General features: G+C 30.0%; 35 protein-coding genes and 1 tRNA gene. 23 read left to right on the forward strand and 13 right to left on the reverse strand.

What is annotated here, in order from left to right; translation table 11 throughout:
• The 8 genes from AC8GER_RS01530 (at position 1) to serB (ending at position 7632) form a co-directional block, all read left to right on the forward strand.
• Positions 1-891, forward strand: a complete 891-nt coding sequence (locus AC8GER_RS01530; protein WP_506598207.1) for a LysR family transcriptional regulator — start codon at positions 1-3, stop codon at positions 889-891.
• A 24-nt stretch (positions 892-915) separates the two neighbouring features.
• A complete protein-coding gene (locus AC8GER_RS01535) occupies positions 916-1530 on the forward strand; it encodes a LysE family translocator (RefSeq protein ID WP_506598208.1) in 615 nt (204 codons plus the stop codon).
• 9 nt (positions 1531-1539) lie between these two features.
• A complete protein-coding gene (gene rseP / locus AC8GER_RS01540) occupies positions 1540-2646 on the forward strand; it encodes an RIP metalloprotease RseP (protein WP_506598209.1) in 1107 nt (368 codons plus the stop codon).
• A gap of 148 nt (positions 2647-2794) precedes the next feature.
• On the forward strand, positions 2795-3070 hold the full coding sequence (locus AC8GER_RS01545; protein WP_017943847.1) for an HU family DNA-binding protein: 276 nt from the start codon (positions 2795-2797) through the stop codon (positions 3068-3070).
• 195 nt (positions 3071-3265) lie between these two features.
• Entirely contained in the window at positions 3266-3937 is a 672-nt protein-coding gene (locus tag AC8GER_RS01550; protein ID WP_506598210.1) for a CADD family putative folate metabolism protein, read from the forward strand.
• Between the two features lie 72 nt (positions 3938-4009).
• Positions 4010-5170 carry a phosphoserine transaminase gene (locus AC8GER_RS01555; RefSeq protein WP_506598211.1) on the forward strand — a complete coding sequence of 387 codons (1161 nt, stop codon included), beginning with the start codon at positions 4010-4012 and terminating at the stop codon, positions 5168-5170.
• Entirely contained in the window at positions 5163-6755 is a 1593-nt protein-coding gene (gene serA, locus AC8GER_RS01560) for a phosphoglycerate dehydrogenase (RefSeq protein WP_506598212.1), read from the forward strand. Before AC8GER_RS01555 ends, serA begins: the two co-directional genes overlap by 8 nt.
• Complete coding sequence (gene serB, locus AC8GER_RS01565; RefSeq protein ID WP_506598213.1) at positions 6748-7632, forward strand: phosphoserine phosphatase SerB; 885 nt, start codon at positions 6748-6750, stop codon at positions 7630-7632. The genes serA and serB overlap by 8 nt, the downstream gene beginning before the upstream one ends.
• Here serB and AC8GER_RS01570 read toward each other — a convergent pair.
• On the reverse strand, positions 7625-8086 hold the full coding sequence (locus AC8GER_RS01570; RefSeq protein ID WP_506598214.1) for a peroxiredoxin: 462 nt from the start codon (positions 8084-8086) through the stop codon (positions 7625-7627). The two genes, serB and AC8GER_RS01570, sit on opposite strands and share 8 nt — an antisense overlap.
• Before the next feature lie 49 nt (positions 8087-8135).
• On the opposite strand from AC8GER_RS01570, the gene AC8GER_RS01575 reads away from it, so the two are divergent.
• Entirely contained in the window at positions 8136-8528 is a 393-nt protein-coding gene (locus tag AC8GER_RS01575; RefSeq protein WP_506598215.1) for a rhodanese-like domain-containing protein, read from the forward strand.
• On the opposite strand, the gene AC8GER_RS01580 is transcribed toward AC8GER_RS01575, so the two are convergent.
• Both AC8GER_RS01580 and AC8GER_RS01585 read right to left on the reverse strand, forming a co-directional pair.
• A complete protein-coding gene (locus tag AC8GER_RS01580; protein WP_506598216.1) occupies positions 8529-9113 on the reverse strand; it encodes a 2-hydroxychromene-2-carboxylate isomerase in 585 nt (194 codons plus the stop codon).
• A gap of 41 nt (positions 9114-9154) precedes the next feature.
• On the reverse strand, positions 9155-9649 hold the full coding sequence (locus tag AC8GER_RS01585; RefSeq protein ID WP_506598217.1) for an ABA4-like family protein: 495 nt from the start codon (positions 9647-9649) through the stop codon (positions 9155-9157).
• 20 nt (positions 9650-9669) lie between these two features.
• On the opposite strand from AC8GER_RS01585, the gene AC8GER_RS01590 reads away from it, so the two are divergent.
• The gene (locus AC8GER_RS01590) at positions 9670-10230 is read left to right on the forward strand and encodes a regulatory protein RecX (RefSeq protein WP_506598218.1); all 561 of its coding nucleotides are present in this window, start codon (positions 9670-9672) and stop codon (positions 10228-10230) included.
• Here the strand turns inward: AC8GER_RS01590 and AC8GER_RS01595 are convergent.
• From AC8GER_RS01595 to AC8GER_RS01610, 4 genes are read right to left on the reverse strand one after another with little or no spacing between them, the layout of a single operon-like run.
• Positions 10205-10363, reverse strand: a complete 159-nt coding sequence (locus tag AC8GER_RS01595) for a hypothetical protein (protein WP_506598219.1) — start codon at positions 10361-10363, stop codon at positions 10205-10207. The genes AC8GER_RS01590 and AC8GER_RS01595 overlap by 26 nt on opposite strands.
• A gap of 11 nt (positions 10364-10374) precedes the next feature.
• Positions 10375-10824 (reverse strand): hypothetical protein, encoded by a 450-nt coding sequence (locus AC8GER_RS01600; protein ID WP_506598220.1) that lies wholly within the window; start codon positions 10822-10824, stop codon positions 10375-10377.
• A gap of 43 nt (positions 10825-10867) precedes the next feature.
• Complete coding sequence (locus tag AC8GER_RS01605) at positions 10868-11647, reverse strand: 3'(2'),5'-bisphosphate nucleotidase CysQ family protein (protein WP_506598221.1); 780 nt, start codon at positions 11645-11647, stop codon at positions 10868-10870.
• A complete protein-coding gene (locus AC8GER_RS01610) occupies positions 11634-11810 on the reverse strand; it encodes a DUF3553 domain-containing protein (RefSeq protein ID WP_506598222.1) in 177 nt (58 codons plus the stop codon). The genes AC8GER_RS01605 and AC8GER_RS01610 overlap by 14 nt, the downstream gene beginning before the upstream one ends.
• A 52-nt stretch (positions 11811-11862) precedes the next feature.
• Here AC8GER_RS01610 and mnmA point away from each other — a divergent pair, with 52 nt between their 5' ends.
• The 6 genes from mnmA to AC8GER_RS01640 all read left to right on the forward strand — a co-directional run bounded on the left by mnmA (position 11863) and on the right by AC8GER_RS01640 (position 15630).
• Complete coding sequence (mnmA, locus tag AC8GER_RS01615) at positions 11863-12999, forward strand: tRNA 2-thiouridine(34) synthase MnmA (RefSeq protein WP_506598223.1); 1137 nt, start codon at positions 11863-11865, stop codon at positions 12997-12999.
• Positions 13000-13201: 202 nt separating this feature from the next.
• On the forward strand, positions 13202-13393 hold the full coding sequence (locus AC8GER_RS01620; protein ID WP_029167535.1) for a hypothetical protein: 192 nt from the start codon (positions 13202-13204) through the stop codon (positions 13391-13393).
• A 24-nt stretch (positions 13394-13417) separates the two neighbouring features.
• Positions 13418-13843, forward strand: coding sequence for a secondary thiamine-phosphate synthase enzyme YjbQ (locus AC8GER_RS01625; RefSeq protein ID WP_506598224.1), 426 nt, complete (start codon positions 13418-13420; stop codon positions 13841-13843).
• Positions 13844-13845: 2 nt separating this feature from the next.
• Positions 13846-14607: a hypothetical protein gene (locus AC8GER_RS01630; protein ID WP_506598225.1), complete on the forward strand. Its 762-nt coding sequence runs from the start codon at positions 13846-13848 to the stop codon at positions 14605-14607.
• Positions 14608-14742: 135 nt separating this feature from the next.
• A tRNA-Met gene (locus AC8GER_RS01635) sits at positions 14743-14819 on the forward strand.
• 13 nt (positions 14820-14832) lie between these two features.
• The gene (locus tag AC8GER_RS01640) at positions 14833-15630 is read left to right on the forward strand and encodes a nitrilase-related carbon-nitrogen hydrolase (protein WP_506598226.1); all 798 of its coding nucleotides are present in this window, start codon (positions 14833-14835) and stop codon (positions 15628-15630) included.
• Here AC8GER_RS01640 and AC8GER_RS01645 read toward each other — a convergent pair.
• Positions 15627-16025, reverse strand: a complete 399-nt coding sequence (locus AC8GER_RS01645; RefSeq protein ID WP_506598227.1) for a DUF6165 family protein — start codon at positions 16023-16025, stop codon at positions 15627-15629. The two genes, AC8GER_RS01640 and AC8GER_RS01645, sit on opposite strands and share 4 nt — an antisense overlap.
• Before the next feature lie 29 nt (positions 16026-16054).
• On the opposite strand from AC8GER_RS01645, the gene AC8GER_RS01650 reads away from it, so the two are divergent.
• Positions 16055-16966, forward strand: coding sequence for a glycosyltransferase family 9 protein (locus tag AC8GER_RS01650; RefSeq protein WP_506598228.1), 912 nt, complete (start codon positions 16055-16057; stop codon positions 16964-16966).
• Here AC8GER_RS01650 and AC8GER_RS01655 read toward each other — a convergent pair.
• Together AC8GER_RS01655 and AC8GER_RS01660 are read right to left on the reverse strand one after the other, a co-directional pair.
• Complete coding sequence (locus tag AC8GER_RS01655; protein ID WP_506598229.1) at positions 16956-18053, reverse strand: glycosyltransferase family 4 protein; 1098 nt, start codon at positions 18051-18053, stop codon at positions 16956-16958. The two genes, AC8GER_RS01650 and AC8GER_RS01655, sit on opposite strands and share 11 nt — an antisense overlap.
• Positions 18054-18057: 4 nt before the next feature.
• The gene (locus AC8GER_RS01660) at positions 18058-18609 is read right to left on the reverse strand and encodes a thioredoxin family protein (protein ID WP_506598230.1); all 552 of its coding nucleotides are present in this window, start codon (positions 18607-18609) and stop codon (positions 18058-18060) included.
• 41 nt (positions 18610-18650) lie between these two features.
• Between AC8GER_RS01660 and AC8GER_RS01665 the strand changes: the two genes are divergently transcribed.
• A complete protein-coding gene (locus AC8GER_RS01665; RefSeq protein ID WP_506598231.1) occupies positions 18651-19169 on the forward strand; it encodes a gamma carbonic anhydrase family protein in 519 nt (172 codons plus the stop codon).
• Here AC8GER_RS01665 and AC8GER_RS01670 read toward each other — a convergent pair.
• Together AC8GER_RS01670 and AC8GER_RS01675 are read right to left on the reverse strand one after the other, a co-directional pair.
• Positions 19166-19774 (reverse strand): pyridoxamine 5'-phosphate oxidase family protein, encoded by a 609-nt coding sequence (locus AC8GER_RS01670; protein WP_506598232.1) that lies wholly within the window; start codon positions 19772-19774, stop codon positions 19166-19168. The two genes, AC8GER_RS01665 and AC8GER_RS01670, sit on opposite strands and share 4 nt — an antisense overlap.
• A gap of 10 nt (positions 19775-19784) precedes the next feature.
• Positions 19785-20654 (reverse strand): NAD(P)-dependent oxidoreductase, encoded by an 870-nt coding sequence (locus AC8GER_RS01675; protein WP_506598233.1) that lies wholly within the window; start codon positions 20652-20654, stop codon positions 19785-19787.
• Positions 20655-20763: 109 nt separating this feature from the next.
• Between AC8GER_RS01675 and rpoZ the strand changes: the two genes are divergently transcribed.
• The 5 genes from rpoZ (at position 20764) to AC8GER_RS01700 (ending at position 23978) form a co-directional block, all read left to right on the forward strand.
• Entirely contained in the window at positions 20764-21234 is a 471-nt protein-coding gene (gene rpoZ / locus AC8GER_RS01680) for a DNA-directed RNA polymerase subunit omega (protein ID WP_506598234.1), read from the forward strand.
• A 38-nt stretch (positions 21235-21272) separates the two neighbouring features.
• The gene (dctP, locus tag AC8GER_RS01685) at positions 21273-22271 is read left to right on the forward strand and encodes a TRAP transporter substrate-binding protein DctP (protein ID WP_506598235.1); all 999 of its coding nucleotides are present in this window, start codon (positions 21273-21275) and stop codon (positions 22269-22271) included.
• Between the two features lie 99 nt (positions 22272-22370).
• Positions 22371-22475, forward strand: coding sequence for a malonyl-CoA decarboxylase domain-containing protein (locus AC8GER_RS01690; protein WP_506598236.1), 105 nt, complete (start codon positions 22371-22373; stop codon positions 22473-22475).
• On the forward strand, positions 22468-23463 hold the full coding sequence (gene dusA / locus AC8GER_RS01695; RefSeq protein WP_506598237.1) for a tRNA dihydrouridine(20/20a) synthase DusA: 996 nt from the start codon (positions 22468-22470) through the stop codon (positions 23461-23463). Before AC8GER_RS01690 ends, dusA begins: the two co-directional genes overlap by 8 nt.
• A gap of 26 nt (positions 23464-23489) precedes the next feature.
• Positions 23490-23978, forward strand: coding sequence for a hypothetical protein (locus tag AC8GER_RS01700; RefSeq protein WP_506598238.1), 489 nt, complete (start codon positions 23490-23492; stop codon positions 23976-23978).
• Here the strand turns inward: AC8GER_RS01700 and AC8GER_RS01705 are convergent.
• On the reverse strand, positions 23975-25429 hold the full coding sequence (locus tag AC8GER_RS01705; protein ID WP_506598239.1) for a phosphomannomutase/phosphoglucomutase: 1455 nt from the start codon (positions 25427-25429) through the stop codon (positions 23975-23977). The genes AC8GER_RS01700 and AC8GER_RS01705 overlap by 4 nt on opposite strands.
• Positions 25430-25499 lie beyond the last annotated feature (70 nt).

Consider the following 25499-nt stretch of genomic DNA (forward strand, 5'->3'; position numbering starts at 1 on the left):
ATGGATTGGGATAAACTTAAAATATTTCACGCAGTTGCTCAAGCTGGCAGTTTTACTGAAGCATCAGGCACATTAAATTTAAGTCAATCTGCAATTAGTCGTCAAATTCAATCTTTAGAGCAAACTTTAAAAACATCTTTATTTGAAAGACACGCTAGAGGCCTTTCGCTTACGGAAGATGGAGAGATACTTTTTAAAACCGCAAATGAAGTCATTATTCATTTAAAAGGGGTTGAAACTTCTTTGATGGAAAAAAAAGAAAAACCATCTGGAAAATTAATAGTTACAACCGTTGTTGGCTTTGGAAGCATTTGGTTAACACCTAGAATTAAAGAGTTCATGGATAAATATCCTGAAATGGAAGTCGAAGTGATCGTAACGGATAAAGAATTAGATTTGAGTACACGTGAAGCCGACGTTGCTATTTGGATGAGACAACCAACTCAGCTAAGTTATATTCAGAAAAAATTAATTGATATTAATTATCATATTTATGGTTCACCTAAATATTTAGAAGAAAATGGTTACCCCAATACCGTTAAAGATTTAGATAAACATAAGTTTATTGTTTATGGAAAAGGAACTCCATCACCATTATCACAAACAGATTGGATTTTAAATGTTGGTAAAAAAGATTCTTCTAAAAGAAAGTCAGTAATGAGAGTGAACAACATTTATTCTTTATTACTTGCTGTTGAAAGCGGAGTGGGTCTTGCAGCATTACCAGATTATATGGTTCAGGAAAAAAGTACTCTTGTTAAAGTTTTGCCAAATGTTGATGGTCCAAAATATGAAGCGCATTTTGTTTATCCTCAATCTTTAAAAAATGTTGCACGTATTAAAAGTTTTAGAGATTTTATTTTTGACAAAGTAAACGAGTGGCGTTTTTAATTTTTTGAATTTTTAACTAATTAAATGCTAACTTTTTTTATTGGAATTTTATCAGGATTTTGTCTTGCCTTACCTGTTGGCGCTATCGCATTAATGTGTATTAATAAAACTTTGCAATATGGAATTAAATCTGGACTCGCTGTTGGACTTGGAGCTTCTTTTGCAGATGCTTTCTACGCATTCATAGCCATTTATAGTTTGAGCACAATCTCAAATATTTTTTTACAAAATGGAGATATACTTAGAGTTATAGGCGGATTATGCTTAATTTTTATTTCAATTAGAATGTTATTTAGTGGCCCTGTAACTATTGAAGATAAGAAAGTTAATTATAATGAATGGCCAAAAGATATTATTTCAGGGTTTATTATTACTATAAGCAATCCATTAACTTATATTGGATTTATAGCTTTACTTTCTTATATGCATTTAACTTTTAAAAACTTTAATTCAGATTTAATTTTAAATTTTTCGGTAGGGGCATTCGTGGGTTCAATGGCGTGGTGGCTAATATTAGTTGAATTTGCAAGATTTTTAAAAAATAAAGTCAATTCTACTTTTATAAGACGATCTAATATTATTTCGGGGTTAATTATTTTAGGTTTTGGAACAATTGTTATTTTATCATTACTAAGTTAAATTTAAATTATGTCTATAATTAATATTATTATCCCATTTATAATTTTAATATCTGTTGTAGTTTTTGTGCATGAATATGGTCATTACTATTATGCAAAAAAATACGGTGTCAAAGTTACAGATTTTTCAATTGGTTTTGGTAAAGAACTATTTGGCTGGACAGATAAAGATGGAACACGTTGGAAAGTTTGTATTATACCTTTGGGAGGTTATGTAAAATTCTTTGGTGACACTAATCCTGCAAGCCAACCTGAAAAGCATTCTACTTTTTCTGAAAATGAAAAATCATATTTGCTTGCTACAAAAAAATTATATCAACGAGCAATTATAGTTTCAGCAGGACCGATTGCTAATTTTGTTTTAGCTTTGGTTATCTTTTCTTGTGTTTACATGTTCTTTGGAAAAGATTTTTCAGTACCAGTTATACAAGATGTTAAAATAGATAGCCCAGCTGATAAAGCCGGAATTAAAAAAGGCGATCAAATAATTAGAATTAATGATCAAAAAATTACTAGTATGATGGAAGTGTCGCAGTTTATTAGTTTATCTGACACAAATTTAATTAAAATTGCAGTTCTTAGAGACAAGAAAGAATATGATTTTCAAGTTCAATCAATTGTTCAAGATACAAAAGATAATTTAGGCAACAATATAAGTCGTAAGATGATAGGAATTCAAATCATTCCTCTTAACAATGAAATCAATAGACAGAAGCTAGGACCGGCAAAAGCAATTTATTATTCTTTAAAAGAAATTTGGTTCACTATTTCATCCACTATGAGTTATGTCGGCAAAATGATTATTGGAACTGAAAAGGCTGATCAGTTGGGCGGACCTATAAAGATCGCTCAAATCTCAGGACAAGTTGCTGAACTTGGAATTATTCCGTTTCTTTCTATTATGGCTTACATTTCTATTAGTTTAGGGTTGATTAATTTGTTCCCAATTCCATTATTAGATGGTGGCCATTTATTATTTTATTTCTATGAGTTTGTTAGAGGCAAACCTTTGAGTAAAAAGATGCAAACTTACTTCTTTAAATTTGGTTTGTTTGTACTTTTTACTTTAATGTTTTTTTCGACCTATAATGATCTTAAAGGCTTAGGTCTTTTCTAAAAAGTCATACAAAACAAAGCTTTAGTAAAAAATCCTTATAAATCATATCAACATGTAGTGTTCAAAAATCGAGCAAATACTACATTTATGTTGATTTCCTAGGTTTTTTAAACATTATTGAAATATCAACGAATCAAAAGGGTTAACAATGAACAAAAAACAATTAGTGGCTAAAATAGCTACTGCTTGCAACATGGGCAAAAGTGATGCCGAAAAAACCTTTGATAAAATACAAGATATCATTCTTGATGCATTGAAGAATGATGAAACTGTAAAAATCGCAGGTTTTGGTACGTATAAAGTTGCAAAAAGAAAAGCTAGAACTGGAAGAAATCCTAGAACTGGCGAAAGCATCCAAATTGGTGCTTCTCAAAAAGTTAAGTTTTTGCCAGCAAAAGCTTTAAAAGAGATGTTTAATAAATAATTTCGTTTTTAATAACTCAGCCTTTACTGGCTGAGTTATTAATCTTTAAGTCCTCAAGTAATTTTCAAATATTTTAAAATTAAAAGTTATTTAAAACTACTAACATTTTTTTGTTTTTTGAATTTTTTCAACCTTAACTTGTTTGTATATAAATTTAATTAATCTATAATTTAACTAAACAATTTGGAGAAAAACATGTTTTCTAAAGAACTAAATGCAAAATTAGATGAATTCCATCTTCTAAAACATCCATTCTATCAAGCATGGAATGAAGGCAAGTTAAGTAGAGAAATTATAAAAGATTACGCTGAACAATATTATCATCACGTAAAAGCATTCCCTCGTTACATTAGCGCAACTCACTCAATTTGTGAGGATATTGCTAATAGAAAAATTCTACTTGAGAATTTAAATGATGAGGAAGATAAACATAATGATCATCCTAAACTATGGAAGCAATTTGCTGTAGCCTTAGGAGCTGACAAAAATGAAATCGAGAAAGTAAAATTAGAAAAATTTACTTCAGAGATGATTGATAACTTCTTTAAACAAGGAAGATCATCTTACGCTGAAGGACTTGCTTCTTTATACACTTACGAAAGACAAATCCCTGAAATCGCAGACGTTAAGATTGAAGGCCTTAAGAAGTTTTACGGTGTAGATTCAGAATCTGGACTTGCATTTTTTGAAACTCACAAAAAAGCTGATGTATATCACAGACAAGAATGTGAGGTTTTGCTAGACAATCTTTCTAAAGAAGATCAAGCAAAAGCAGAAACTGCATCTCTTAAAACTGCAAAACATTTGTGGAATTTTCTTTCAGGCATAGCTCAAAAACATAATCTAAGCGTTCAAGCAGCAGCCTAAATAAGTTTTTTTAAATATCCTGTGGCAAACTTAGCCACAGGATATTTATTTTATTAGTTTAAGATATTAATTATGACAATTGAAAGACCATCTTCAAAACCAGAGAGAGCTTTTTTTTCATCAGGTCCTTGCGCTAAAAGACCTGGTTGGTCTGTTGTTAATCTCCCAACTTTTACTTTAGGAAGATCGCATCGATCTAAGATCGCTAAAGATAAATTAAAAGAACTAATCACTTTATCAAAATCATTATTAAAACTTCCAAACGACTATAAAGTTGGAATTGTTGCAGGTTCAGACACGGGTGCAATTGAAATGGCTATGTGGAGTTTACTTGGAGCTACAGGAGTTGATATTTTGGGTTGGGAAAATTTCGGTAACGATTGGGTTAAAGATGCTGTTAGCCAATTAAAAATAAAAAATTTAAATGTTCATAAAGCTGATTATGGAAAGCTTCCTGATTTAACAAAAGTCGATTTTAATAACGATGTTGTATTTACATGGAATGGAACTAGCTCTGGAGTATGTCTTCCAGATGCTAATTGGATAAAAGATGATCGAAAAGGCCTTACGATATGTGATGCAACATCATCGGTTTTTGCAATGCCAATGGATTGGAAAAAACTAGATGTTATCACATGGTCATGGCAGAAAGTTTTAGGAGGAGAAGCTGCGCATGGAATGATTGCATTGTCTCCTAGAGCCTTGGAAAGACTTAAAACATATCAGCCTAACTGGCCAATTCCTAAAATTTTTAGATTAGCTGAAGATAAAAAAGTAATCGAGGGTGTTTTTGAAGGAGAAACTATTAACACTCCATCAATGCTTTGCGTTGAAGATTGTGTTGATGCGTTATTATGGATTGAATCTATTGGTGGTTCAGAAGGAGCTATTAAAAGATCGAAGAAAAATTTAGAAGAAGTTAAATTTTTTGTTAAAGAAAATAAAGACTGGATTGATTTTTTAGCGGAGAAAGAAAATACAATTTCATCAACTAGTATTTGTTTAAAAATTACTGATCCAAAATTTAAAAAATTAAGCAAAGAAGATCAGACAGCTAAATTAAAGACTATCAATCAAATATTAGAAAAAGAAAATATTGCTTATGATATAAATTCTTATAGAACTGCACCAGCAGGTTTTAGAATCTGGGGTGGAGCTACAATTGAGACAACCGATATTGAAAAATTACTTCCCTGGATTAAGTGGGCTTATTTAACGAATTTAAATGTATAAAGTTTTAATAGCAGATAAACTTAGTAATGAAGCGTTAGCCATCTTTAAAGAAAATGGAATTGAAGCTATTACTAAGACAGATCTTGACGTCAAATCATTAATAAAAGAATTACAAGATTGTGATGGTCTAGTTGTAAGATCTGCAACAAAGGCAACTAAAGAAGTAATAGAGTCTTGTAAGAAACTTAAGGTTATCGGTAGAGCTGGAATTGGAGTTGATAACGTAGATCTTGATGCTGCGACAAGTAATGGAAAAGTTGTGATGAACACTCCATTTGGAAATTCAATTACAACAGCAGAGCATGCAATTACATTAATACTTTCAACAGCAAGACAAATTCCTTATGCAGACAAAACTACTCACGAAGGTAAATGGGAAAAATCCACCATTAAAGGAGTAGAAGTTACCGGTAAGACTTTAGGAATTATTGGCTGTGGAAACATTGGAACAATTGTTGCACAACGTGCATTAGGTCTTCAGTTTAAAGTGATTGTATTTGATCCATTCTTACAAGACAAAAGAGCATTGGAGCTTGGAGTGGAAAAAATTGCTTTAGATGATTTATTTAAAAGATCAGACTTTATTACATTGCACACACCACTTAATGAAAAAACAAAAAATATAGTTAACAAAGAAGCATTCAAAAAAATGAAGAAAGGTGTCCGTGTTGTTAATTGTGCACGAGGTGGTCTTGTTGATGAAGCTGCTTTAAAAGAAAATTTAGAAAGTGGACATGTTGCAAGTGCCGCTTTAGACGTTTTTGTCGAGGAGCCTCCAAAAGGTAGTCCTTTATTGGGTACTAAAAACTTAATTCTTACGCCACATTTAGGAGCATCAACAACAGAAGCGCAAGAAAAAGTAGCGGTGCAGATTGCTGAGCAAATATCAGATTATTTAAAAACAGGAGCTATTACTAATGCAGTGAATACTTTTTCTTTAACTGCAAAAGAATACCAATCAGTTAAACCATTTCTAAAATTATCAAGTTTACTAGGCGGCTTTGCCGGTCAATTAACTGAGAACGCTATTAAATCAATACAGATAGAATTTGAAGGAACGGCTGCAAATGTAAATAGTGTTCCGCTTACACAAACAATTATTTATAGTTTATTAAAACCAACAACAGACAGTATTAATGTTATTAATTCTGTTTTAGTTGCTAAAAGTAAATCAATTTCAATTTCAGAAGTTAAACATCAAAAAGATAATGACTATCAGTCTTTAATTAAACTAACTGTTGTTACAGACAAGCAATCACGTTCAGTATCTGGAACAATTTTTGGTGGTAGAGCTAGAATAGTCGAGGTTAAAGGTATTAAAATTGAAGCAGATTTATCAGAGCATAACTTATACGTAACAAATCAGGACAAGCCTGGGTTTATAAAAGATTTATCAAAAATTTTAGCTGATAATAAAATTAATATAGCAACTTTTCATTTAGGCAGGTTAAGCAGCGGGGGAGAGGCGATTGCGATCATTTCAACAGATAATAAGATCGAAAATTCCGTTATAGAAAGTATCAAGAAAATTCCTTTAGTGATTCAAGCTAAATATATTCAATTTAAAGATAAAGAGTATGAGTAGTTCTTCTGAACTAGTCTGTACTTTTGTAACTAAAAATAAATTAGACTATAAAAAAATTATAAATTTTTTCTCAAACATTCAAAATACTAACAATTATAAAATACTCTCAGATAGAGCCCTTGATCTTTATTGTGAGGATATTAGCAAAAAGAATAAAAATAGACTTAGACAATTTTGCTTTAAAAATAAGATTGATATTTGTATTCAAAAATCAAAATGGAGAAAAAAGAAAATATTTTTAGCAGATATGGATGCAACTATGATTAAGGATGAAACTTTGGACAATCTTGTAAAAATTGCAGGAATAAAAGCGGATATTGATAAATTAAGTAAACTTGCAATGGATGGAAAAATTAGTCTTAGAGATACATTAAAATTTAGAGTTAGTTATTTAAAAGGAAAAAGTACACAGCTTATAAAACGAGTTATAAAAAAAATCAGATTTAACGAAGGTTCAAAAATTTTAGTAAAAACTTTAAATAAGAATGGTTATCACACAAGTTTAGTGACGGGAGGTTTTCAACCAATCTCAACTTATGTTGGAAAAGTTTTGGGTTTTAAAAAAGTAGTCAGTAACAGATTTGTTATAAAAAATAATAAATTTACAGGAGAATACATTCCGATTACTGGAAAACAGAATTCAAAATTAGTTTATTTAAATGAGATATGTAAGGAAAAAAAATTAGATAAACTAAAACATGCCCTTGCTGTTGGTGATGGTGCAAATGATCTAGGAATGCTTCAGAATTCAGGACTTGGAATAGGTTATCATTCTCATCAAATAGTAAAAAAATTAGTTGATAATCAAATTCAATTTACTGACCTTAAAACTATTTTATTTTATTTAGGATTTACTGAAAAAGAATTTTCTAAATAGCCTCTTTAAGACAACTTAATACTTCTTTTGCGTGCTCTTTAACTTTTACATTATTCCAGATTTTAATTATTTTACCTTTTGGACTAATTAAAACAGTCGTTCTTTTAATCCCCATAAATTTTTTACCATACATACTTTTTTCACCCCAAGCTTGATATTTTTTAAGAGCCACAATTTTTTCATCAGACAATAACTGAAATGGAATTTTAAATTTACTAATAAATTTTTTGTGACTTTCAATACTATCCTTTGAAATTCCAAAGATTTCACAGTTTAATTTTTTAAATTCTTTATATAATTTTGAAAAATCTTTAGCTTCATTAGTGCAGCCAGGAGTATTATCTCTTGGATAAAAGTATATTATTAAAAACTTATTTTTATTCTTTTTAAGCTCAAATTCCTTATTGTTACTTGATGGAATTTTAAAATTAGGCGCTAATTCTTTTTCTTTCATTATTAATATTATATTTAAAAAATTGAAAATACTTTATAAAATGATCTTAATGAAGATAAAATCACACAAGCAATTAGTTGAAGAAGCTAGTTTAGAAATTGAAAACCTTACCCCCGAAGAAGCCAAGGCAATATGTAATGATAATACTATTTTTATAGATATTAGAGATATTAGGGAATTATGGAGAGAAGGAACCGTTGAGAATTCAAAACATATACCTAGAGGCATGTTAGAATTTTGGTTAGATCCAAGTAGTCATTATTATAAGGAAGAGTTTGCGGTCGACAAAAAAAAGATATTATTTTGCGCTCAAGGAATGAGATCTGCTCTGGCTGCTAAAACTTTAAAAGATATGGGCTTTACTAATGTAGCTCATATTAAAGGTGGATTTGAAGCATTAAAGAAATCTGATTTTAAAGTAGTTGAAGTTAAAAAAAAATAATTATTTCTTTGCTTCATTTAGCACAAAGTCTAATCGGTCTTGTCCCCAAAACATTTTTCCATTTACTATAAAAGTCGGAACACCAAATACGCCTTTATTAAAAGAGTCATTTGTTCTCTTAATAAGATCATTTTTAATTACAGGATCGTTAAATTTTAATGAAAATAAATCAGCATTTACATCTTGTGCTTTTACAAATTTTAAAAATACTTCCTCGTCATTCATGTTCATAGAGTCAATCCAAATGGCATTAAAAGCTTTATCAACAAAAGATCTAAAGAAATTATCCTTCTCAGCAACTAATGCTGCTCTCATTAGATTAAGAGACTTAATAGGAAAATATCTATTGAATTGATATTTAACTTTATATTTATCAGCCCAAAGTTTGCAGTCTTTAATTAAATATTTTGCTTTAAGAGGAATAAATGCTGGTGCAGTAATTCCTGCTAATTTATGAAGGCCACCAACAAGAGTTGGCATATAATTAACTTTTTCACCGGTTTCTTTTTCAAATTTTTTAATTTGTGTGTGAGCGAGATACGAATAAGGACTTCCAAAATCAAAGTAGAAATCTATTTTCTTCATAGTTATTTATAACTCTGAAATAAATTATTAGCTACTAAGACTTAGTCAAATAATTTTAATTTTTGCGCAGCAAGAAGTCTTAAAATTAAATAAACGCCAAGTCCTATAGGACCCACAAAATAAGTAAGCACCAAAGGTAACAAAACTATGTATTGAAGAGCTTTGTTTTTAGCGGCATCTGTTGCAATCCAAGCTCCAAGAACAAGATTTGTAGTTAAGAAATGTATCCAAAATAATAATAATACATTTTTATCGCTCAAGACTTTCTTAAGTTGATCAATGCCCAAATAAAGTTCAAATGTTTTTCCTTTATCTAAGATGTTAGAAAATATTCCCTCTGAAGTATTTATATAAATATAAAAAACATAAAAATAAGTAAGACCTAATATTAAAGGAACAAGTATACTGTTGACTAAAAATTTAGTCCCGTTCCATCCCGGTAAAAAAGCTAAAAGAATCCATAATGGAATAACACCAATGTTTGTGAAATGATAAATCATTTCAAGAGTAAAAAAATCTTTTAAAGTGCTAAGCATGTGTTAGTAACGATTATTATATGAGATTCAATAAATCTGCAAAACAATCAATAAATAGCAGAGAAGATATTAAAGAGCTGTCTCTAAAATATCTTGATAAATATCAACCGTCAAAAAAAGATCTTAGAATTTATTTATACAGAAAAGTGCTGGATACTAACTATTTAGACAAAGATAAAGAAAGCATTTTAAGAGAAATAGATATGGTTATTGATAACCTTGAGAGCATGGGTGTTATAAACGATACAATTTATTCGGAAATAAAATCAAAGAATTATTTAAAAAAAGGCTACTCATTAAACAAAATTAGAATGAACTTAGCTCAAAAAGGCATCGATGGAGACTTGTTAAAAAAAACAATGAACGATATTCAAAAAGATAATGTTGACCCTGATTTTTATGCAGCAATTAGAGTTTGTAGAAGAAGAAGGATAGGTCCGTATCGTCCTGATGCAAACAGAGAAATTTTTTATACGAAAGATACCGGTGTACTTGCTAGAGCTGGTTTTAGCTATGCTACTTCTAAAAATGTTTTAGGTTTAGATAAAAAAGAACTTAAGATTTTCGAGAAGAAGATTTAGATTTTTTTTTTAATTTTTCACTTAAAACTAATTCATCAATCTTTTTTTTAAGAATATTTGAAACTAGAAAAAAGAGAATAACCCCAAATAAAGAAGCAAAACTAATAATTATTAGCGCTACATCGGTTTTCATTTAAAATGTAACTAATTAATTCTTTTAATTCCCAAGGAATTAAAGTCTTTATGCAAAACTTGATTTAAAGTTAACAGATAGATTTCATTAGTCGGTGATGATTTTTCTACAGATACCGTTTTTAATTTTGGTGCAATCGAGGCTAAAGAGGATTTGTTATTTTGTTTTTGTGACGCAACTTTAATTTTGGGTACTGTTATATTACTTTCTGCGACCTCTTTATCTTTGCAAAATGATTGAGGGTTACTTAAATTTTCAATGTTAATCTCACAATCTTTATCTGTTACTTTTGAAAGCGCATGTTCAGACATTTTTTTTCCAGTATGTTTCTTTATTCCATAATCAATAAGGTTTGAAGCAATCGAAGTTGGATTAAATATTGTTTCAGTTAAGCTTGCTGAAATTAAACTTCCACATGAATTTAATAGCAATACTGAAAGTACTAGAAATAATTTTTTCATGATCAAATATTATTTTACGTAAATTCGCTTTAAAAGGGAATAATTATTTCATCAGATTCTTTGATCTTTTCAATAGTAATGCTGGATTTGCAAAATCTTTTTTTCCATAAATAATTTTTTTTCCAGAAAAGGTAGTTAGTATAGCTCCGGCATGTTCTGCTATCGCATGACCTGCAGCTATATCCCATTCTTTTGCTCTAGCTCTTGCTGCATAAATATCAAACTCACCAGCAGCTATTAGGCAAAATTTTAGTGAACTTGAGCATTTAACAAATTTTGTCACATTGTTTTTTTTATGAATATTTAAAATGATATCAGAAGGTGCAGGACTATTAGACAAAGCCAAGATCTCATTACCTTTGGATAATTTTTTACAATTTAATTTTACTTTAATATTTTTGTTAATTTCATAAGCATTATTTTTACCAAAAGAATAAAATAATCTTTTTAGTTTTGGAGCATAAATTACTCCAAGGACAGGTTTTTTATTTAGAATTAAAGCAGCGTTTAAAGTGTATTCATTTTTGTTTTTTATATATTCGCGAGTTCCATCGATCGGGTCAATTAGCCAGAAATTATTGTTATCAAATTTTTTTATTTCATTAACATTTTCTTCAGAAACTATTTGAATATTTGGGGTTAGGTTTGAAATTGTTTCTTGCAATATTTCATCTACCAATAGATCTCCATTGGTAACGGGGGTGTTATCTTTTTTTATAGTAATTTTAAGGTTTTTACCTGAAAGCCTAATACTTTCTTTGCCAGCCTCATAAAAACTTGGAATTAGCTCTTCAGCTATTTTTTTTAAATTAATTTTTAGCATTTATTTTTTCTAGCAACACAATGTCCGCAATAATCGTTTTTTTTCCAGCATTTTCAAAGTTTACAGTTACGATGTTTTTAATAATAGATTGTATTTGACCAGTTCCCCATTCTTTATTTTTAGGATTGATGACATAGTCACCTGGTTCATAATCAAAAATCATTTTTTATTTATACTTATTTATTTCTATAATATAAGAGTGTCTGAATATTGTCATGACAACAATACTTAAAACAAAATCAAATAATAATTTATTAGGACTGAACAAACCGCCAAGCGAGACAAAAGTTGTGGTTGCAATGTCGGGGGGCGTTGATTCATCGGTTGTTGCTGGCTTGATGAAAATGAATGGTTATCAAGTTATTGGCATGACTTTGCAACTTTATGACTATGCTCAAATTAATAAAAAACCTGGCACCTGTTGTGCAGGACAAGATATTTACGATGCAAAAAGAGTTTCGGAAAAATTAGAAATTGATCATTATGTTTTAAATTATGAAAGTAAATTTAAGAATGAAGTTATAGAAAAATTTGCAGATTCTTATCTAAGAGGAGAAACACCAATCCCTTGTGTAAATTGTAATCAAACAGTTAAGTTTCGAGATTTATTTGAGTCAGCCAAAAATTTAAAAGCCGATGCTTTAATTACCGGTCATTATGTAAAAAAAATTATAGATAATAATATTTCTAAAATGTACAGACCGAAAGATTTAAATCGTGATCAGACTTATTTCTTGTTTGCAACAACTCAAGAGCAATTAAATTATTTACATTTTCCATTAGGAGATCTTCCAAAAGAAGAAACTAGAAATATTGCAAAACAACTTAATCTAGAAGTTGCTGATAAACCTGATAGCCAAGATATTTGCTTTGTACCAGATGGTAATTACGTTTGTGTTATTGAGCGTTTAAGACCAGAGGCTCACGAACCTGGAAATATTATTGATACTAAAGGAAATATTTTAGGAAAACATGAGGGGATTATTAATTTTACCATTGGACAAAGAAAGGGAATAAAAATTTCAGGAGAAATTCCTTATTATGTAGTTAAAATTAATGCTGAAACAAAAGAAGTTGTAATTGGAAAAAAAGAAGAATTAGAAATTAAAAAATTAAAAGTTGAAGATATTAATTATCTTTCGGACAAGCAAAATGATTTTAACGAAAATATATTTGTTAAAGTAAGATCAACTGGAAAGCTTATAGAGTCTAGATTAGACGTTAAAACTGGAACTGTTACTTTTGAAAAGGGAGAGTTCGGCGTGTCGCCAGGTCAAGCTTGTGTATTTTATAAGCCCGACCAATTAGGCGTTAGAGTTTTAGGTGGTGGCTGGATAAGAGCTACAGAGTAAAAGAAATTATTTCTTTTTATTTCTTCTTCTGTTTCTTCTTATTTTTGAGCCAACTTTTCTTCGGCCTCTATGTTTTTTTGGGTATCCCATTTTTTAATATTAAAAGTTTGTATTTAAATTAATTACCAAAAGAAAAAGCAAACACAAGTGCGTTTTTTAAATAGAATTTGATTTTTTTCACAGTTATGATTTAACAACGCTGATGGGCATTTTTAAAGATAAAGTCGATGTTATTTACCGATCGGATTTTGATAAGACAAATAAAGCTGATATTAGAACTTTAGTTCTTGAGAAAAACGCAAGAGATAAATACGATAAAAAAATCCAAAATAGAATTGTTGTAATTTTATTTTTCTGTTTAATAATTGGAGTTGGTTTAACTTTAATTAAATAATTCTAAATTTCCAATATCTATTAAATGTTTACTCAATATTTTGAGGAATTGAGCATTAAAACAAATGGTAATAAGTTAATTAAAATTACAGAAAAAATATTAAATTTTGTAGATCGTTCCAAAATTTCAAATGGAATAATAAATATATCAATCTTACATACAAGCGCTTCATTAATTATCCAAGAAAATGCAGATGATGATGTTCAAAAAGATATATTAAATTTTTACGATAAATTAGTACCTATGGAGGAGAACTTATATATTCATAATACTGAAGGAAAGGATGATATGCCAGCTCATATCAAATCCACTTTAACCAATAGTAATTTAACTTTGAGTATAAAAAATAATAAATTAATTCTTGGAACTTGGCAGGGGATATATTTATTTGAACATAGAATTGAACAGCAGATAAGAAAATTTTTTTTACATCTTCTTGGAGAAAAATAATCATGAGTTCTTCATTAAATATTGTTTTAATAGTTGGTAGCGCACCTGATGCTTTAATGATCAAAGATCGAGATCTGTCTCTATTTTCAAGCTGCGTTGTTATTAATAATGCTTGGCAATTAAACAAAGATTGGGATTATTTAATTTATCCTGAAGACTTTCCAGATAAAAATTTACCTCCAGATGCAGTCTTGTCTAAAAAAAAAATAATTACGGCTCGAGAATATGTACCTGAGCAAAATTTTTTTGGAGGATTTGTTTATGGTGGCGGCACGATGGCTTTCACAGCTGGTTATTGGGCCTTGGGTGCTTTAAAGCCAGATATTATCGCATACTTAGGTTGTGACATGATCTATCCATCAGAAAAAAAAACACCAAGTCATTTTTATGGAAATGGCCAAGCTGACCCTTTACGTTCAGATATTACATTGCAGTCCCTGGAAGCAAAGTCTGTTCGTTTAATGGCGTTAGCGCAAATTAATAATTGCTCAGTAGTTAATCTATCTAAGCTGCCTGAATCACGACTATTATTTCCACGTACTTCTATAACTAAACTCTTAAAAAAAAATGATAAAAAAAAATCATTGTATTCACAAGAATTAAAATTGGATTCTAGATCTATAAAAAGAGCTTTAGATCTCGAAGGGGAGTTGGCATATATGGTTCCTTCAGGAAAATACTGGGAGTCCCCAGTCGAATTTGACCGATCCAAGTTAAGTGAAATAGATTCTCTATGGCTCAAGTCTGCGTCTAAATTAAATTAGAAGATAGTTATATTAATTTTGATAACGTAGTATGACCGTAATCAAAGAGTAAAACATAACTATTATTCACAAAAGTTTATACTTATGTTAATCAAAGCTCTTTAATAGCAGAGTAAAACTGCGAGTTTAACAAATGGCGGGGTAGCTCAGTTGGTTAGAGCGCAGGACTCATAAGCCTGAGGTCGGTGGTTCGATCCCACTTCCCGCTACCAAATACTGTAAATTATGTTCAACGTTTCTTGTATTCAACTCACATCAGATAATAATATTTTTTCTAATTTAGAAAAAACAACAGATTTAATAATTGATTCAATTAAGAAAAAAGCTGATTTAATTATTACTCCAGAAAATACTTCTTTATTTACGTTAAATCATAGTGAGCTTTTAGAAAAAGCAGAAGAAATGAATAATAATTTTTTTTTAGAATCCATAAGTAGAATTTCAAAAAGTTATAAAAAATGGATTTTAATTGGATCATTACCAATAAAATTATCTAAAAAATTATTAGCAAATAGATCTGTGCTTTTTAATCCAAATGGAAAAGTTGCAAGCTATTATGATAAAATTCATATGTTTGATGTTACGCTTTCAAAAAAAGAAAAATATGAAGAGTCTAAAAAATTTTTGGCGGGTAAAAAAAAAGTTTTAGCTAAATTACCATGGGGTTCATTAGGCCTTAGTATTTGTTATGATGTTCGTTTCCCTAACCTATATAGAGAGCTTGCAAAAAAAGGAGCAATTTTTATGGCAGTTCCTTCAGCTTTTACAAAAACAACGGGAGAAAAACACTGGCATACTTTGTTAAAGGCAAGAGCTATTGAAAATTTTTCTTATATATTTGCAGCCGCACAAACAGGAAAACATTACAACGATAGATTAACATATGGTCATTCTTTAATTGTTTCTCCAGACGGCGAGATATTAAAAGAAAAGAAAAAGGGAGAAGGCTTTATTATTGCAAGTATAGATGAAAATCTTCCAAAGAAATTAAGAGCTAAAATTCCTAGTCTTAAATCAAACTAATATTTTTTATAGCTTTTTACTTCAAAAATATTAGACTTTGTTAAGTTGTTAATCTTATTTTTAACACGCGATCTCTCGTCATTAGTAAAATAAACTGCCCTTGCGAGTTTTATAAATTTATCTTGAAAATTTCTTTTTCTTTCGCAATCTCTAATATCGTCCTCGATTTTCCAAAGCTTAAGATTAACTGATTTAAGTTTTTTATATAATTTCGTTAGTGATTTAGATTTTTCAACATTTTCACTTACAGTTTCCTGTAGAGACCCAAGTTCTTTTAAGACAATATTTCTTTTACTTTTGTCTTTAATTTTATTTTTTTTAATCTCAAGAATAGAGATTTTATCAAATAACTCACCAGCAGATATCTCAGAATAAATTTTTTTTGTAATTTCCATAATTAATCAATAATGTTCTTTTATAATATATGTCAAATATTTTAATAATAAAACTTGGTTCTCTTGGTGATGTTGTTCAAATTTCTGGAGCTTTAAGAGACATCAGGGAGCATCATAAGAATGGAAAAATTACAATCTTAACCACTTCTAAATATTTAAATTTATTTAAAAATTGTCCTTATGTAGACGACTGTTTAGAAGATGAGAGACTTCCTAGATATAATATATTTTATCTTTTAAAATTAAGAAAAATTGTCAATTCTTTAAACTTTAATAAAGTTTATGATTTGCAAAACTCCAATAGAACAAGTTTTTATAGAAAATTTCTTTTTAATATAAAAGACTGGTCATCTTCTAAAGATATTCCAGAAAACAAATATAATAATTCAGTGTTACAAAGATTTGATGAACAATTAAGAAAATCAAATATTCAAACTCTTTATACTTTAAAACCAGATTTTAGTTGGGCAGCTGAGAAAACTAATAGCTATAATCTTGATACTGATAAAAAATATGTTTTATTTTTTCCTTTTTGTTCTAAGGATTTAATTCATAAACGATGGCCTTATTTTTCTGAGTTAATCAATTTAATAAAGAAAAATCATCCTCAATATGCATTAGTAGTTGCTCCTGGGCCAGGTGAGATAGAAGAGGCTAAAAGTTTAGATATTAAAATTGCTTTAAATAATAATTTACCTTTAAATTTTTTTGAACTTGCGTCTTTAATTAAAAAATCCCACTTAGTTATTGCTAATGATACAGGACCAGCGCACATGGCTGCGCATCTAGGCGCTAGAGGCTTTACGTTGTTTGGTCCACACACAACTCCTCAAAAAGTTTCAATTGAGAGAGAAAAGTTTATTGCTCTACAGACAATGGATCTCAAATCTCTTTTTGCTAATAGAGTTTATGCTTTAATCAAGAGCTCTATTACAAATTAAGAAGATTTTCGTATTTTTTAATTATCTCTTTCCAATAAAATTGTTTAGAAAATTCTTTTGCATTTTTTCCAAGTTCTAAATATTTTTTATTTTGAATTATGTTTTTTAATGCATCATAAATTTCAGAGTGATCAAACCCATTACACAATAGACCAGTTTTATTATCTTGAACTGCATCAGGCGCCCCTCCATCTTTTCCAGCAATTGATGGAATTCCGTAGCTTGCGGCTTCAATATAACTAATCCCAAACCCCTCAACTGAAGTTCCTTCAATCCTTGCAGGCATTAAAAAAATATTTGAATTTTTAAGCAGAGCGTTCTTTAAATCAAAGCTAATATTTTTAAGAAAAGTCACATTATTTTCTAAATTAAGAACTTTAGTGGTTTTTTTTAAATTTTCTTCCTCATCCCCATTTCCAACAATGACATATTTGAAGTTTGGATAGATTACTTGAATATTTTTTAAAGCTAATAAAGAAAAATCAATTCCTTTTCTTTTATCAAATCTTGAAACAGTGATGATTTTAATATCTGAATTTCCAAATATTTCTTTAGCTTCATCATCGGCTTCTGAGCTGATGATTTGAGGTTCATTAATGCCAGGATTTATCACATGTATCTTCCCATGATCACAACCTTTCTCTGCTGCCAATTTTTTTGTAAATTCTGAGTTTGCAATTATGTATTTAGCTTTCGCTAATGAATTAATAGATCTTTTGTTTGTAAAACTTCCAAGGGGATGATTAATTTCTTTTCCGTGAATTAGACATAAAATTGGAATTTTATCTGATATATTTTCAGTAATTAATTCAATACTTTTCCAGTGATCAGCAATTATAGCTTTAACTGAATTACTTTTAATAACTTCTTTTAAAAGATTAAATTTTCGATATTTTTTTAATATTTTAAGACCACCCATTCTATTAGTTTCAAAGTTATTTTTTTTGTCATAACTTTCATCGCCAGCAAATGAATTAGCCAAAACTTTAATTGGATGAAAATTGTTTATATGAATTGCAAGACCACCCATTAAACTTTGCATTCCACCAAGTTCAGGAGGGTAACTTCTTGTTGTTATAACAATCATTTAATTATTTTTTCCATTTAATGTTACATCCCATGCTTGGATATTGTTGTTTTGGTCCATTTGAAGTTTTTGCAATTAACTCCATTGCATTTAAAAGATCATTTGCGTTCTCTGTTGGTTTGAGATTCTTCATTTCTCTAATTCTACCTCGATACTGAAGTTCATTATTTTTGTTATATCCAAAAAAATCTGGAGTGCATACTGCTCCATAATTTTTGGCAATTTCTTGAGTTTCATCATACAAATATGAAAATTTAAAATTATTAATCTTTGAAAATTTTTTCATATTTTCAAAACTATCTTCAGGATAATTATTTGTATCATTTGACATTATTGCAACTGAATTAATCCCAAGCTTTGACAGTTTATTAGTCACATCTACCAATTCCTTAATTATAGCTTTTACATAAGGACAGTGATTGCAAATAAACATAATTAAAATTCCGTTTTCACCTTTAATATCTTTAAACGAAATGAATGTATCTTCAGTAGATAATAATTTAAATTCTTTAATCTTTTCTCCAAAATTACACACTGGAGTTTCAGTGAGAGACATAATTTTATTTTACTATTTGGAATATTTGTTATGAATATAACATGATTTTTGAACTAGGTAATAAAAGATTAATAGGGGATGGAAAATATTGGGTTGCACCATCAGCAAATGTAATTGGCGATGTGACTTTGAAAAATGATTCTAGCGTTTGGTTTAATGCTGTTATCAGAGGAGATATAGAAAACATTACCGTGGGTGAGGGCAGTAATGTTCAAGACAATAGCGTTCTGCATACTGACAAAGGATGCCCATTAAAAATTGGCAAGATGGTAACTGTTGGTCATTTGGTAATGTTACACGGCTGCACTATCATGGATAATAGTTTGATTGGTATTGGCTCAACAATTTTAAATAAAAGTATTATTGGGAATAACTGCATTATTGGTGCCAACAGTTTAATTACTGAGGGCAAAATAATTCCAGATAATTCTTTAGTTATGGGGAGTCCTGGAAAAGTAATTAGACAAATTACAGAGGAAGAAAAAAAAGCAATTACTGAAAACGCTCAGCATTATATAGATAACTGGAAGAAATACGTAAAAGACCTTAAGAAAATTTAAGGTACTAACCAAGTACTTTTGTTTGCATCAAGCATAAACTTAGCTCGTCTGTGTCCTTGTGAAGCTAAATATAGCCATTCAAAACTTTTAATTTTACTCTCAACAACGCAGAAATTTTTATAACCAATTTCACTTTGCTCAAGTGTTGGAAGAGTGCCACCCATATCTTTTGATAAATCAGATGCCGAATCATTAATTAAATCACCAGGAGCTTGGGGCGATAGGTAACATTTTCTACTCATCATTTGTGTTTTAGTCCAAGCTTGTTTTGTAATTTCATTATCTTTGTGAATTGTTACAATTCCTTCAGCTCGAACCTGTATTTTTCTTTTTTTACTATAAAATACGAAATATATTTTTTTATTATTTTTTAAATAATCAATCTTTGAAGATCTATAATCAGTATGAAATCTTAAGATATTTTTTTCTTTAAACGCGCCTCTGAGTACAACAATTCTTCCATCAGCACCTTGATCAGAATTAACAATTACAACGGGTAATCTAAAATCTTCTTCTCGTTCAGAAACTCCTTTTTGTAAAAGATTCCAGATTTCATTTAATATTAAATCAATATTATTATAGTAATCCGGAATATCGTTAATCACTCTTGTTAACTTACTTTTTTTTAAGTCGAGTAATTAAACTTGATGTATCAAATCGATTGCCACCGTTCTTTTGTACCTCAGAGTAATAACTGTCTATGATTTTAGTTATTGGAAGATCAGAATTATTATTTTTGGCCTCTTCCATAGCAATTCCTAAATCTTTTCTCATCCAGTCAACAGCAAAACCAAAATCAAATTTATCTTGAATCATTGTTTTGTATCTATTTTCCATTTGCCAAGATTGAGCAGCACCTTTTGATATTACTTCAATAACATCTTCCATGTTTAATCCTGCATTTTGACCAAATCGAATTCCTTCAGATAAACCCTGAACTAATCCAACGATACAAATTTGATTAACCATTTTAGCAAGCTGACCACTTCCTGCAGCTCCTAACACTTTCATTTTTTTGCTATAACACTTGATTACATCTTGAGCTTTTTCAAAATCTTTATTTTCTCCACCTATCATTACTGTTAACTGGCCATTTTCAGCTCCAGCTTGACCACCAGAAACAGGTGCATCTAAAAAACCAAAACCTTTTTCTTTCGCAGCTTTAAATAATTCACGAGCAATCTTTGCTGACGCAGTAGTGTTATCAATAAACACCGCATCTTTTTTTACTGAATGAAATGCTCCCTCAGATCCTAATGTTACTTCTTTTAAATCGTTATCATTACCGACGCAGCAAAATACAAAATCAGAATCTTTACTTGCTTCTTTGGGAGTTTTTGCAAATTTTCCACCAAATTCTTTAACCCATTTTTCAGCTTTTGCAGTTGTTCGATTATAAACCGTAACGTCATGACCTGCCTTTGCTATGTGACGTGCCATCGGATAACCCATTACACCTAGACCTAAAAAAGTAACTTTAGCCATTTATGCTCCTATTAATCGTTTGTTAAATTAATCACTTATATATTGCTGTTAAATCTTTATAAAAACTTGATTTATTTAAGCTTTAAGACTAAAACGGTCAATTCAAATTATGGCACGAGTAACCGTAGAGGACTGTTTACAGCAAGTTGATAATCAATACGATTTAGTCATTTTGGCTAAAGAGAGAACTTTGCAATTGGGAGTGGGGGATGCTCCGCAAGTACCAGTAGATAATGATAAACGAACAGTTTTAGCTTTAAGAGAAATTGCAGAAAAAAAAGTTTCAGTAAAAGATTTAGAAGAATCAACAATTGATCGTATGAGAGATCATCCGGATGATGCTGTTGAACAAGAAGATTTTGATAGCCCAGATGGAGATTCTTTTGAAGATTTATATCAAGGAGAAGTTTCAAAATCTGGACAAGCAATACTTCCTTCTAAAAGATCTAGAAAAATTCCAGAACCAAAAGCTGGAGCAGAAAATGAAGCTATCGATGTAGATGACGATGATCTTGATGATGATATAGCTTTAGAGGCGGCTCCTGAAAAAGAAGCTACAGAAGACAAAGAACAAAATTGAAATTAGAATAGCTACTTAAATAAATTTAAGTGGAAATCATGAAAATCAAAGTACACTTCACAGCACTTGTTAGTATTTTCTTATTACTATCAGAAGCAAATACTTATTCAGCAGACATTATATTAAAAGCATCACACCAGTTTTCTGGACAAGGAGATTCAAGAAATGAAATGCTTAAAATTTTATCATCAGAAGTTGCAAAAGCTAAAGTTGGAGTTAATATTAAAATTTTTCCAAGAGCATCAATTTATAAAAGTTCAGAACAGTACAAAGCATTAACATTAGGTCAACTAGATATAACTCTTCTGCCACTAGACTACGCATCAGGTTTTAAGCCAGAGTATGGCGCGACATTGATGCCTGGATTGGTTAAAAATCACTCTCATGCAGCAAGAATGAATGTTTCTCCGTTTATGAGAGACATTAAAAATATTTTAAAACAAGAAGGAGTAGTTGTTTTGGCTGACGCTTGGTTTGCAGGTGGATTTGCATCTAAAACTAAGTGTATAACAAATCCTGAGTCTGCAAAAGGACAATTGACTAGAGTAGAAGGAAGCATGTTTGAAGAAATGTTAAAAGGCGCAGGAGCATCAATTGCTTCAATGTCTAGCAATGAAGTCTACAAAGGTTTACAAAGTGGTGTCTTGAATAGCATTAATACAAGCTCAGAAAGCTTTGTTACATTTAAAATTTTTGAACAAGTAAAATGTATTACTCCTCCAGGAAAATTTGCTCTTTGGTTTATGTATCAACCAATTCTTATGTCTCAAAAATCATACGATAAATTAAATGAGAAGCAAAAAGAAGCTTTAATAGTAGCTGGAAGAAAAGCAGAACAGTATATGGTGAAAGAAGCTGCTAATTTAGACACTAAGATGGAAAAAATATTCAAAGAAAAAAATGTTCAGATTACTTATATGACTGAAGCTGACTTTAATGCTTGGATGCAAATAGCAAAAGCAACTTCATATAAAAAATTTGCAGAAAAAGTTAAAGACGGCGACAAATTAATCGCTAAAGCTTTAGCAGTTAAATAAATAATTAGCCGCACATAGGTTAAATATTTAAAAACACCAATTACTTGGAGTTTTACGCCAGGAAAGGTTTATATATTTTTGCCTATTGGAATGGAAATAATGGTTAATTATTATTACGAATTTGGAAAAATAGTTAAAAATCATGAAGATTTTGTTAATAAGGGTAAGATTTCAATAATGGATAATTTAAAAGAGCATGTCTAAAGTTAATAGAAAAGTTTCCGTGGCTCCGATGATGGATTGTACAGACAGACATGATCGCTATTTCCTAAGATTAATAAGCAAAAACGTCATGCTTTATTCTGAAATGATAGCAACAGGGGCTATTCTTAAAGGCAAACAAAGGAATATTTTAGAATTTAGTGAATTTGAAAAGCCAGTCGCCCTTCAACTTGGAGGATCTTCAGCTAAAGAGTTGGCAGAATCATCAAAAATCGCAGAAGATTATAATTACGATGAGATTAATTTAAATTTAGGTTGTCCAAGTAAAAAGGTTCAAAAAAATAAAATCGGAGCGTGTTTAATCAAAGAACCAGATTTAGTTGCCGAATGTTTAAATAGCATGGTGAATGCTACAAAACTTCCCGTAACAGTTAAAACTAGAATTGGTTTTGATGATGTAGAAGATTTTGAATATTTAGATAAATTTATAAAAAAAATCGCAAGCACAGGAGTTAAAACAGTAATTTTACATGCAAGAAAAGCAATTCTTAAAGGTTTGAGTCCAAGAGATAATTTGAGAATACCAAAACTAAATTATGGAATTGTAAAACAGATTAAAGATAACAATCCTAATTTAGAAATAATTATTAATGGTGGAATTACTAAAACAGAAGAAATTAAAGAACATTTAAATAATGTTGATGGGGTTATGATTGGTAGATCTATTTATCATTCGCCTTATTTTTTAGCAGAAATTGAAAAAGAAATATTTAACAATGAAGATGTTCCAACACGTGAAGAAGTTGTCAAAAAAATTGTAGAATATTGTTTAGCTGAAGTTAAAAAGGGAACTCGTGTTAATCAGGTCATGAGACATACTGTTGGTTTGTTTCATGGAATTAGTGGAGCCAATTATTGGAAAAAGTATTTAAGTAACAATATGTTAGTGCGTGATGCTGATGTTAACAAAGTAAACTATATGTTGGATATGGTGAAGCACAACTCAGTTAACATAGTCAAAAATAATTAATTTTTTTAAGTTTTAATAAATTTATTATGCTTTTTTTTAAAAGACTATTTTCAAGTAGTAATTTAGAATTAAAAGTTAATGATGGCGGTAGAGCGGCAGCTGGTTATAAAGGCCAAGCAGGAGACTGTGTAGTTAGATCTATTGCGATTGCCACAGGAATGCCTTACCAAAAAGTTTATGATGATTTATTTAAAGCTAATGAAGAATTTAGAAATACATCAAAAACTAAATTAGCTCGAAGTTTAAAACAAAGACACGATAGTCCAAGAACAGGGACTCATAGAGCTGTTTTAAATAAATATTTAGAAAAATTAAGATGGAAATGGACGCCCACTATGTTTGTAGGACAAGGTTGTAAGGTTCATTTAAAAAAAGAAGAACTACCTATGGGCACATTAATCGTATCGTGCTCTAAACATTTAACGGTTGTTATTGATGGTATTCTTAACGATGTTTTTGATTGTTCTAGAAATGGCACTCGTTGTGTTTATGGGTATTGGACTAAAGGTAGCTAGATTTTCTGATCGTATTCGCCAATTTTTCCAGTCTTTTGTAGTAAAATATCTATAAACTCAAAGATCTTTTTCTTACGTTCATTTGATGTCGGGCTTTCAGTTACCACAACTAAAGAAGGTTTGTTAGATGAGGCTCTTATTAATCCCCACGAACCATCTTCTAGTGAAAAACGCACACCATTAATTGTTAAAATATCTGTAATAGACTGATTATCTATTTTAGTATTTTTTAATTTTAATATTTCTACTTGTTTAATTAAATCCTCAACTACTTGATATTTTTCTTCATCTTTACAGAATGGAGCCATAGTAGGCGTTTGATATGTTTTGGGTAAATCATTAATTATTTCATTCATTTTTTTACTTTGATCATTAAGTAAATGACATACTTGAAGAGCAGAATTAATTCCATCATCATAACCATATCCTAGTGGTTTATTAAAAAAGAAGTGGCCGCTCTTTTCAAATCCAGCAAGCGCTTTAATTTGGTTAACTTTTCTTTTAATGTGAGAATGTCCGGTCTTCCAATAGATAGTTTCGCAGTTATTTTCTTTTAAAATTTTATCATTAGTAAATAAACCAGTAGATTTAACATCCACAATAAATTTAGATCCTTTATATTTTGGTGCAAGGTTTCGAGCTATTAAAAGCCCAATCTTATCTGAAAATATTTCTTCTCCCTTATTATCAATTACCCCGACTCTATCTCCATCTCCATCAAAACCAAAACCAACATCCGCATTATTATCTTTAACAGCTTTTGCAATTGCATGTAGCATTTCTAAGTCTTCAGGATTAGGATTGTATTTTGGAAAAGTAAAATCTAAATTACAGTCTAGTTCTACAACTTCACAACCAATTCCTCTTAAGATTTGAGGAGCAAACACTCCAGCAGTTCCATTTCCGCATGCAACAACAGCTTTAATTTTTTTTTGTATTTTATTTTTTGATATTAAATTATTTATATATACTTCCTTAAATCCCTTGATTTCTTTATAAAAGCCTTTATCAAATTTAAATTTTTGATTTAGAACAATATCTTTAAGTTCATTCATTTCTTCAGGTGCATGAGTTAATCCTTTTTCAATTCCCATCTTAACTCCTGTCCAACCATTTTCATTATGACTAGCTGTAACCATAGCAACCCCATCAGCATTTAGTTCAAATTGAGCAAAATAAACCATAGGCGAAAGAGATAGGCCTACATCCTCAACTTGACAGCCAGCTAGCATTAATCCTTCCGTTAATGATTTTTTTATTTCTTCACTGTAAGATCGATAATCGTGCCCAATAATTACTCTTGGGTTTTTTTTAGTTCTATTCGTGATTTGAGTTCCAAGACCGATTCCTAAATTTTTTATGCCACCCAGATTAATGTCTTTTGGGTACAACCATCTCGCGTCGTATTCTCTAAAACCATTTTTGTTTATGTTAATATCTTTAGAATTCATTAAAAAATTAATTGTTATTTTTTAATGGTTTATCAAAATTAAATTTTTTTAATTGACTTTTTTATAATGT

Source organism: Fontibacterium abundans (SeqCode), from assembly GCF_965235095.1.
Classification (GTDB): Bacteria; Pseudomonadota; Alphaproteobacteria; order Pelagibacterales; family Pelagibacteraceae; genus Fontibacterium; species Fontibacterium abundans.

Bases quoted from the DNA above. Each gene is read 5' to 3' on its own strand.
- AC8GER_RS01585 (WP_506598217.1), bottom strand. From the start codon at position 9,649: ATGCTTAGCACTTTAAAAGATTTTTTTACTCTTGAAATGATTTATCAT.
- AC8GER_RS01655 (WP_506598229.1), bottom strand. From the start codon at position 18,053: ATGATTGTTATAACAACAAGAAGTTACCCTCCTGAACTTGGTGGAATG.
- AC8GER_RS01610 (WP_506598222.1), bottom strand. From the start codon at position 11,810: ATGATTTTTGATTATGAACCAGGTGACTATGTCATCAATCCTAAAAAT.
- serA (WP_506598212.1), top strand. From the start codon at position 5,163: ATGTATAAAGTTTTAATAGCAGATAAACTTAGTAATGAAGCGTTAGCC.
- AC8GER_RS01640 (WP_506598226.1), top strand. From the start codon at position 14,833: ATGTTCAACGTTTCTTGTATTCAACTCACATCAGATAATAATATTTTT.
- serB (WP_506598213.1), top strand. From the start codon at position 6,748: ATGAGTAGTTCTTCTGAACTAGTCTGTACTTTTGTAACTAAAAATAAA.
- AC8GER_RS01645 (WP_506598227.1), bottom strand. From the start codon at position 16,025: ATGGAAATTACAAAAAAAATTTATTCTGAGATATCTGCTGGTGAGTTA.
- AC8GER_RS01675 (WP_506598233.1), bottom strand. From the start codon at position 20,654: ATGGCTAAAGTTACTTTTTTAGGTCTAGGTGTAATGGGTTATCCGATG.
- AC8GER_RS01555 (WP_506598211.1), top strand. From the start codon at position 4,010: ATGACAATTGAAAGACCATCTTCAAAACCAGAGAGAGCTTTTTTTTCA.
- AC8GER_RS01575 (WP_506598215.1), top strand. From the start codon at position 8,136: ATGAAGATAAAATCACACAAGCAATTAGTTGAAGAAGCTAGTTTAGAA.
- AC8GER_RS01595 (WP_506598219.1), bottom strand. From the start codon at position 10,363: ATGAAAACCGATGTAGCGCTAATAATTATTAGTTTTGCTTCTTTATTT.
- AC8GER_RS01590 (WP_506598218.1), top strand. From the start codon at position 9,670: ATGAGATTCAATAAATCTGCAAAACAATCAATAAATAGCAGAGAAGAT.
- AC8GER_RS01630 (WP_506598225.1), top strand. From the start codon at position 13,846: ATGAGTTCTTCATTAAATATTGTTTTAATAGTTGGTAGCGCACCTGAT.
- AC8GER_RS01550 (WP_506598210.1), top strand. From the start codon at position 3,266: ATGTTTTCTAAAGAACTAAATGCAAAATTAGATGAATTCCATCTTCTA.
- rseP (WP_506598209.1), top strand. From the start codon at position 1,540: ATGTCTATAATTAATATTATTATCCCATTTATAATTTTAATATCTGTT.
- dusA (WP_506598237.1), top strand. From the start codon at position 22,468: ATGTCTAAAGTTAATAGAAAAGTTTCCGTGGCTCCGATGATGGATTGT.
- AC8GER_RS01530 (WP_506598207.1), top strand. From the start codon at position 1: ATGGATTGGGATAAACTTAAAATATTTCACGCAGTTGCTCAAGCTGGC.
- AC8GER_RS01605 (WP_506598221.1), bottom strand. From the start codon at position 11,647: ATGCTAAAAATTAATTTAAAAAAAATAGCTGAAGAGCTAATTCCAAGT.
- AC8GER_RS01690 (WP_506598236.1), top strand. From the start codon at position 22,371: ATGGTTAATTATTATTACGAATTTGGAAAAATAGTTAAAAATCATGAA.
- mnmA (WP_506598223.1), top strand. From the start codon at position 11,863: ATGACAACAATACTTAAAACAAAATCAAATAATAATTTATTAGGACTG.
- AC8GER_RS01620 (WP_029167535.1), top strand. From the start codon at position 13,202: ATGGGCATTTTTAAAGATAAAGTCGATGTTATTTACCGATCGGATTTT.
- AC8GER_RS01580 (WP_506598216.1), bottom strand. From the start codon at position 9,113: ATGAAGAAAATAGATTTCTACTTTGATTTTGGAAGTCCTTATTCGTAT.
- AC8GER_RS01545 (WP_017943847.1), top strand. From the start codon at position 2,795: ATGAACAAAAAACAATTAGTGGCTAAAATAGCTACTGCTTGCAACATG.
- AC8GER_RS01650 (WP_506598228.1), top strand. From the start codon at position 16,055: ATGTCAAATATTTTAATAATAAAACTTGGTTCTCTTGGTGATGTTGTT.
- dctP (WP_506598235.1), top strand. From the start codon at position 21,273: ATGAAAATCAAAGTACACTTCACAGCACTTGTTAGTATTTTCTTATTA.
- AC8GER_RS01665 (WP_506598231.1), top strand. From the start codon at position 18,651: ATGATTTTTGAACTAGGTAATAAAAGATTAATAGGGGATGGAAAATAT.
- AC8GER_RS01570 (WP_506598214.1), bottom strand. From the start codon at position 8,086: ATGAAAGAAAAAGAATTAGCGCCTAATTTTAAAATTCCATCAAGTAAC.
- AC8GER_RS01600 (WP_506598220.1), bottom strand. From the start codon at position 10,824: ATGAAAAAATTATTTCTAGTACTTTCAGTATTGCTATTAAATTCATGT.
- AC8GER_RS01660 (WP_506598230.1), bottom strand. From the start codon at position 18,609: ATGTCTCTCACTGAAACTCCAGTGTGTAATTTTGGAGAAAAGATTAAA.
- rpoZ (WP_506598234.1), top strand. From the start codon at position 20,764: ATGGCACGAGTAACCGTAGAGGACTGTTTACAGCAAGTTGATAATCAA.
- AC8GER_RS01705 (WP_506598239.1), bottom strand. From the start codon at position 25,429: ATGAATTCTAAAGATATTAACATAAACAAAAATGGTTTTAGAGAATAC.
- AC8GER_RS01625 (WP_506598224.1), top strand. From the start codon at position 13,418: ATGTTTACTCAATATTTTGAGGAATTGAGCATTAAAACAAATGGTAAT.
- AC8GER_RS01700 (WP_506598238.1), top strand. From the start codon at position 23,490: ATGCTTTTTTTTAAAAGACTATTTTCAAGTAGTAATTTAGAATTAAAA.
- AC8GER_RS01535 (WP_506598208.1), top strand. From the start codon at position 916: ATGCTAACTTTTTTTATTGGAATTTTATCAGGATTTTGTCTTGCCTTA.